This window comes from Streptomyces torulosus (genome assembly GCF_001419765.1).
GTDB lineage: Bacteria > Actinomycetota > Actinomycetes > Streptomycetales > Streptomycetaceae > Streptomyces > Streptomyces torulosus.
This window is the reverse complement of sequence record NZ_LIRK01000693.1, coordinates 1-2,395: the sequence shown is the minus strand read 5'-3', so window position 1 is coordinate 2,395 and position 2,395 is coordinate 1. Positions and strand designations below refer to the sequence as shown.

Below are 2,395 nucleotides of genomic sequence, written 5' to 3'. Positions count from 1 at the left end.
ATCGCCCCCGCGCGCGGGGGCACCGCCCTGCCCGGCGGCTTCATCGACCACCGGGAGGACTGGCGGCACGCCGTCGTCCGCGAGCTCAAGGAGGAGACGGGCATCTGCGCGGCCGACCGCGATGTCCGCCTCGCCGACGCCATGAGCTCACCCGACGGCCACCTGCTCCTGTTCGGGCTGCTCCCCGAACGCCCGGCAGCCAACCTCCCGCCGCCCGCGGCCACCGACGAGACGGAGGGCTGGCACCTGTTGCGCAGACCGACCGAACTCGCCTTCCCGCTGCACACCCTGGCGGTACAGGCGTTCTTCGACGGCCGCTACATCTGAGCCGAACCCGCGCTCAGTCCTGGTCGAGTCCCCGGACCCGCACCGGGTACGCGGGCTCGATCGGCCCCTCGGCCCCGTCCCGCTCCACCACCACACGCCGCCCCTCCCAGCGCGTCGTGTACCGCTCGACCTCCGGCTCGTCCCAGCCGTCGCCCGCGTCCGGCACCACGAGCCCGCCCCCCGTCCGCCCGCGCGCGGGTGCCCACACCTCCAGCTCCAGGCCGCCGTCGGCGCCCCGGACCGGCACCACGGCACCCGCGCGCGCGAGAACCGGGATCCGCGACAAGGGCGCGTCGACCACCACCTGCCCGGGCCCCTGGTACGCCTTCCCGGTCACCGTGTCGTACCAGCGCCCCCGCGGCAGCTGCACCGCACGCCGGTCCACACCCGGATCCAGCACCGGCGCCACCAGCAGGCAGCCACCCAGCAGGAACGCGTCCTCACAGTCCCGCAACGCCCTGTTCTCCGGCGCACCCCACCACACCGGCCGCACATAGGGCGCCCCGGTACGCCGCGCCCAGTGGGCCAGCGTCATGAAGTACGGCAGCAGCCGCCGCCGCTCGACGAGCGCCACGCGCGCGTGCTCGACGACCTCGTCCCCGAACTCCCACGGCTCCCTGCGCCCCGCCCGCATGCTCGCGTGCGTGCGGAACAACGGCAGATACGCCCCCAGCTGGAACCACCGCAGGAACAGCTCCGCCGACGGGCTCCCGTCGAAACCGCCCACATCCGGACCCGAGTACGGCACCCCGCACAGTCCGAGCCCCAGCACCAGCGACAGCGACGCCCGCAGCCCCGGCCAGCCCGTCGCCACGTCCCCGGACCACGCGCCCCCGTACCGCTGCATCCCGGCCCACCCGGAACGCGAGAACACGAACGGCCGCTCCTGGGGCACCAGCTCACGCAGCCCCTCGTAGCCGGCCCGCGCCATGCACAGCGCGTACACGTTGTGCGCCTGCCGATGGTCGCCGCCCCGGCCCTCCAGATCGTGCCGGGCCGACCGCGGCAGCGTGTTCTCCCCGAACGCCACGAACGACGTCGGCTCGTTCATGTCGTGCCAGAAACCGGTGAAGCCCCGCGTGAGCCTCTCCTCGTACAGACCGCCCCACCACGCGCGCGTACGCGCCCGCGTGAAGTCCGGGAAGACCGACTCCCCGGCCCACACCAGACCTTCCACGACCCGCCCGGCGGCATCCCGCACGAACGCGTCCTCCGCCGTCCCGCTGTCGTACACGGCGTTGCCGGGCTCCGCCTTGACCGCCGCGTCGACGATCGACACCAGCCGGATGCCCTGCCCCCGCAGCTCCTCGGCGAGGTCCGGCAGCTTCGGGAAGTGCTCGGCGTCCACCGTGAACACCCGGTGGCCGTCGAAGTGGTCGATGTCCAGATGGATCGCGTCGAGCGGCAGCCCGTGCTCCCGGTACCCCGCGACGACCCGCCGCACCTCCTGCTCGCTGCCGAACCCCCACCGCGCGTGATGGTGCCCGAGCGCCCACGCCGGCGGCAGCGCCGGAGCGCCCGTGAGCGCCGCCCACGCGTGCAGCACGCGCGCGGGAGTACCGACGATCACCCAGCAGCGCAGCGGCCCCCCGGACATCCGCAGCTCCGACGTGCCGACCCGGTCGTGCCCCGACCCAGCGCCCTCCTCGCCCCCGCGCAACGTCACCGTGCCGTCCCACGTGGAGTCGTGGAACACCAGATGCGTCCCCGCGTCGGCCACCACCATCTGCACCGGCATCGTGATGTACAGCGGATCATCACCAGGTTCGAACGCGTGCCCGGGATCCGTGTTCCACAGCCGATACGTTCCGTCACGCAGCCGGGGCCCTGCCGCGCGCCCACCCAGACCGAAGAACCGGGCATCGGCCGCGACCTCCGAGCGCTGCGTCCACCTCGCCTCGCCCCCGCCCACCGGCTCCCACCAACGGGGCGGCAGATCGCGCCGCAAGGTCACCCCACCGGGCGTACACACCTCCACCGCCCCGTGCCGTGACACCACGACCGTCACCCGCTCGGCCACGACCCGCCAGCCGCCGTCCTTGTCCGGCTCCAGCTCGGCCCGCGGATC

Annotated in this window: 2 protein-coding genes; one reads left to right on the top strand and one right to left on the bottom strand. The window is 74.0% G+C overall.

Annotated elements, in window-relative coordinates; genetic code table 11:
* The coding region (locus tag AOK23_RS37640; RefSeq protein WP_240496737.1) for an NUDIX domain-containing protein at window positions 1-327 on the top strand (327 nt) is incomplete at its 5' end.
* A 13-nt stretch (window positions 328-340) separates the two neighbouring features.
* On the opposite strand, the gene AOK23_RS37635 is transcribed toward AOK23_RS37640, so the two are convergent.
* On the bottom strand, window positions 341-2,395 hold a 2,055-nt coding region (locus AOK23_RS37635; RefSeq protein ID WP_055716971.1), incomplete at its 5' end, for a glycoside hydrolase family 31 protein.